Annotated in this window: 7 protein-coding genes; 5 read left to right on the forward strand and 2 right to left on the reverse strand. The window is 39.7% G+C overall.

Going from position 1 to position 4,381, the window contains the following annotated elements:
- On the forward strand, positions 1 to 253 hold a 253-nt coding region (locus AC1DSE_RS30940; RefSeq protein ID WP_477528749.1), incomplete at its 5' end, for a DUF4180 domain-containing protein.
- A gap of 45 nt (positions 254 to 298) precedes the next feature.
- On the opposite strand, the gene AC1DSE_RS30945 is transcribed toward AC1DSE_RS30940, so the two are convergent.
- Positions 299 to 1,177 carry a DMT family transporter gene (locus AC1DSE_RS30945; RefSeq protein ID WP_477528750.1) on the reverse strand — a complete coding sequence of 293 codons (879 nt, stop codon included), beginning with the start codon at positions 1,175 to 1,177 and terminating at the stop codon, positions 299 to 301.
- Positions 1,178 to 1,325: 148 nt separating this feature from the next.
- Here AC1DSE_RS30945 and AC1DSE_RS30950 point away from each other — a divergent pair, with 148 nt between their 5' ends.
- The 4 genes from AC1DSE_RS30950 (at position 1,326) to AC1DSE_RS30965 (ending at position 4,004) form a co-directional block, all read left to right on the forward strand.
- A complete protein-coding gene (locus AC1DSE_RS30950; RefSeq protein ID WP_339208447.1) occupies positions 1,326 to 2,204 on the forward strand; it encodes a LysR family transcriptional regulator in 879 nt (292 codons plus the stop codon).
- A gap of 101 nt (positions 2,205 to 2,305) precedes the next feature.
- The gene (locus AC1DSE_RS30955; RefSeq protein WP_477528751.1) at positions 2,306 to 2,833 is read left to right on the forward strand and encodes a GNAT family N-acetyltransferase; all 528 of its coding nucleotides are present in this window, start codon (positions 2,306 to 2,308) and stop codon (positions 2,831 to 2,833) included.
- A 36-nt stretch (positions 2,834 to 2,869) separates the two neighbouring features.
- Positions 2,870 to 3,253: a nuclear transport factor 2 family protein gene (locus AC1DSE_RS30960; protein WP_477512938.1), complete on the forward strand. Its 384-nt coding sequence runs from the start codon at positions 2,870 to 2,872 to the stop codon at positions 3,251 to 3,253.
- Positions 3,254 to 3,296: 43 nt separating this feature from the next.
- The gene (locus AC1DSE_RS30965) at positions 3,297 to 4,004 is read left to right on the forward strand and encodes an aspartate/glutamate racemase family protein (protein WP_477512939.1); all 708 of its coding nucleotides are present in this window, start codon (positions 3,297 to 3,299) and stop codon (positions 4,002 to 4,004) included.
- A gap of 220 nt (positions 4,005 to 4,224) precedes the next feature.
- Here AC1DSE_RS30965 and AC1DSE_RS30970 read toward each other — a convergent pair.
- A partial coding sequence (locus tag AC1DSE_RS30970; protein ID WP_477528752.1) for a glutaminase domain-containing protein occupies positions 4,225 to 4,381 on the reverse strand: 157 nt, incomplete at its 5' end.

Here is a 4,381-nt window from a genome sequence, read left to right on the forward strand (position 1 = left end):
AGATGGCTGCCATAAACTATTGATCCATAAAGCGAATATAACAGAGGAATTTTTTGATTTAAAAACAAAGCTTGCCGGGGAGATTTTGCAAAAGTACACGAATTATCACGTTAAAATCGCAATCGTTGGAGATTTTGATGGTTATGAAAGCAAAAGCTTGAAGGATTTTATTTATGAATGCAATAAAGGCAAGCAGGTTTTCTTTCTAAAAGATAAACAAGCTGCACTCGACGCACTGCACAATGTCAATTAATGCTATAAAGAAAAAGGCAGCCAAAGGTAATTGGCTGCCTTTTTCTCATGRAACAGCTAGCTGCTTCTGTTTCTTATTGCTACCGTGCCATCCGGATACGAGAACACCGAGTAATACAAGCGCTGCGCCGATATAACCTTTGAATGGCAATATTTCATTGATGAACACAAACCCGAACAAAGCTGCAAACAGCGGTTCGAGCGAAAAAATAAGCCCGGTTCGGATAGGAGTCGTATATTTCTGAGCCAAAGGCTGAACCACATAGCCAAATGCACTGCACACGATACTTAATACGAGTACGGCTACCCATCCTTCTGATGTATGAGGAAGTTTGGGCGTTTCGAATAGAAAAGAGAAGAACAAACCATAAGCACCTGCGAATCCCAATTGTAAAATGCCTAAGTTCAACGTATTCGTTGTTTTCGCCGCAGAATCGGTAATTAGAATATGTATGGCATACAATAGGGCCCCCATAATACATAAGAAATCTCCCGGATATATTCTCAGCTCGCTGTTTAATGTAAGAAATCCAATACCTATAATAGCAAGGCAAACCCCAATGACGAGGCTAAGCTTAAGTTTTTTCTTGAACACGGTGACATAAATTAAAGGGACAAATATAACGGTTAAGCTAATTAAAAATCCGGCGTTAGAAGTTGTGGTCGTTTTTAGACCAAACATAATGCCTGTAAATACACCAAATAATAATAATCCAAGCAATGCTGCATATTTTAACGTCTTCAGGTCGGTATGACGCAAGCTTTTGTGGAAGAGGGCGGCCGATAAAAGGAACGCAAACCCGCAGCGAAGAGCAATCAAATTAAATTCTTCAATCGAATTCAGTCCCAGCTTCATAAAAATATAGGATGAACCCCAACATAACGTAATCATTAAAATAAGAAAATCGGCTTTCAGCGGCTTCAATCTGTACCATCCTTTGTTTAGCAAGTGTTAGTAATCGAACCGGGTGGATACCAAGTACTAACACAGTATACTAAGGAAGGATTAACAAGTATATTGAATGTTTGTTATGATATACATTAGTAAATCTCATGTTAAAGGCGGGCTATCGATGAGTATAAATAAATACGAAGTTTTCATGAAAGTAGTTGAACAAGGGAGTCTGACTAAAGCTGCTGATTTGCTAGGATTCACGCAATCGGGCGTAAGTCATATGATCAAAAGCTTGGAAATAGAATTGGGTTTTGCCCTGCTGCTCCGAGGACGGTCGGGGATAAAATTAACGGCAAATGGAGAGCAGATGCTAAAGCCAATTCGTGAAATATTAAACTGGAACGAACAATTGAAGCAGGTCGTGTCATCGATTCATGGTTTGGAGGCAGGAACAATTCGTATAGGCACCTTTACGAGCGTATCGGTTCATTGGCTTCCTGGCATGATTAAGCAGTTTCAGAAAGAGTATCCGACCATTGAAATTAAGCTGATGGAGGGCGATTATCAGGAAATAGAAAGCTGGATTGAAGAAGGTCAAATTGACTGTGGCTTCATATCTATTCCAACTCGCGGCACATTTGAGGTTATTCCTCTAAAGAAGGACCGAATGCTGGCTATTTTACCGCTGGATCATCCTCTAAGTGAGCTGTCCTATTTGCCTTTAGCCAAACTCGAAAATGAGCCGTTCATCATTTCGAGTGAAGGTTCTGATTATGATGTCAGACGGGTTCTGGATCACGCATCGATTAAACCCAATATTAAGTTTTCGCTAGGGGATGATTTTGCGATTATTGCCATGGTGGAGAATGGGCTTGGCGTCAGTATCCTCCCTGAGCTTGTTCTTCAAGGGCGCGACCATAAGGTGTGCGTGATGGAACTCGAGGAGCGCAGCTACCGTTCACTCGGAATTGCCGTCCAATCCATGAAAAATGCATCACCTTCCGCAAGGCGATTCGTGAATTATGTCCAGCAATGGTTGGAGAATTGGGAGCAATAAGAATCAGGCTGATCGAACGAAAGAACAGGAAGATAGTAGAGTTTAAAGGAATTTCATAGTAAAATATACTAAAAATTAAATAACCGAGGGGGTTGCTGATTGTGATCATTGAGACGGAACGGTTAATTTTAAGAGATTTTGTGACCAATGATTTCGAAGATATACATGTGTATGCATCGAATCCGATCGTAGTGAAGTACATGTTATGGGGACCAAACTCGAAAGAGGATACACAAAGCTATATGAATATGATAGCCGATATGCAAAAGCAACAGCCTCGACTTGGTTATGAACTCGCAGTGGTCATGAAAGAGAACAATCAGTTGATCGGTGGTTGTGGAATTCACATCATCAAGCCTTCACAAGGAGAGCTTGGTTATTGCTTTAATCATAACTATTGGGGAAGCGGCTTCGCATCAGAGGCTGCGGCTGCCTTGCTTGAATTTGGATTCCGTGAGCTCAGTCTTCATCGCATATTTGCAACCTGTCGCCCAGATAACATTGGTTCGGCTAAAGTGCTGCAAAAAATAGGGATGAAATATGAAGGACATATTAGAGAGCATATGCGCCATAACGAGAAATGGCATGATTCCTATCAATATTCCATTTTAGAAAATGAATATGTATAGAAGAGCCACTTTTCAAAAGGTGAGGTGACAGTGATCATGGTTAGTGAAGAGGATAAAGCAATCATTAATAATTATGTTGCTGCTTATAATTCATTAGATGTAGCGGGAATGGTTAAGTTTTTGCATAACGATATTATATTCAGGAATGTTTCCAATGGCGAAATTAACACTGAAACCAGAGGTATACAAGAGTTTATACAATTGGCGGAAAAATCCTCAAAGATGTTCTCTAGCCGCTGTCAGACAATCATGAGCTATCATGCTGTAGAGGACAAAGTAGAAGTGCAGATTGATTATGAAGGAACACTTGCTGTTGATTTGCCTAACGGATTAGGCGCAGGAGACAAAATACAGTTAAAAGGGAAATCAATATTTGGGCTGGTAGACGGAAAAATTTTTATGATAGAAGATTATAGTTGAAGATAATTGCTAACAGAATAACATTCATTGGAGGTGCTTCACCGTGAAGACAATTGGTCTGATAGGCGGCATGAGCTGGGAGTCATCTGTGCTCTATTACCAAACCATTAATCAAAAGATAAAAGAAAAGTTAGGGAAACTTCATTCTGCAAAAAGTATCATGTATTCAGTAGATTTCGAAGAAATTAAGACTCTCCAGGAACAGGGGAAGTGGGACGAAGCAACTGAGATCATGATTGATTGTGCACAAAAACTAGAATTAGCCGGAGCAGAGTTCATTATAATATGTACGAATACGATGCACAAAATGGCCAAAGAAGTAGAGGATGCGGTATCCATCCCACTGCTTCATATCGCAGATGCAACAGCAAATGAAATAATTAAAGATGGAATAAAGAAGGTTGCTTTGCTTGGTACGGCTTTTACAATGGAACAGCAATTTTACAAGGGAAGACTAAGTGAAAAGTTTGGGCTTGATGTCATTATTCCTAATGAGTCAGAACGAAAGATTATACACGACATCGTCTATGAAGAGCTTTGCCTTGGAATCATAAACGAACAATCCAGAGAATCATATTTAAAGATCATTAATCGTCTTAGTGAGCAGGGAGCAGAAGCTATCATTCTTGGGTGTACAGAAATAACACTGCTCGTATCGCAAGAAAATTGCACTGTCCCATTATATGATACAGCAAGAATTCATGCGGAGTGTGCAGTTGATTTTTCTTTAAGTGAGGAAATTTTTCGCTAACGTTCAGAGTTGATTACTTTAATAAGAGTTATTAATAATCTGCCGGAAGAATCCTTAACGTATTTATGTGATGTTGATATCATCAACTTATGACATTAGAATGGCTTATTCGCGACTATCTAGTGCATATGGAACATCATATAAACAATCAGATATTAAATTAATGCAAATGGATGAAATGGGAAAGGCGACCGCTAAGGGTCGCCTTTAATTATACGATCTACTTGATTTTACAAATCTCTTTATCCATAAGCATTTTAATAAATAATCCGCCTTGAACGGTACGGTTTTGGAAGCCTACCATCTTTGCAGTGCTTGTTGAATACCAGTCGCTCATTGGAACACGGCTCTCGGTTTTATCATACGCATGCCAGAGG

This window comes from Paenibacillus sp. 01L418 (assembly GCF_056400045.1).

Coding starts and splice junctions, on each gene's coding strand:
- AC1DSE_RS30960 (WP_477512938.1), top strand. CDS start 2,870: ATGGTTAGTGAAGAGGATAAAGCAATCATTAATAATTATGTTGCTGCT.
- AC1DSE_RS30950 (WP_339208447.1), top strand. CDS start 1,326: ATGAGTATAAATAAATACGAAGTTTTCATGAAAGTAGTTGAACAAGGG.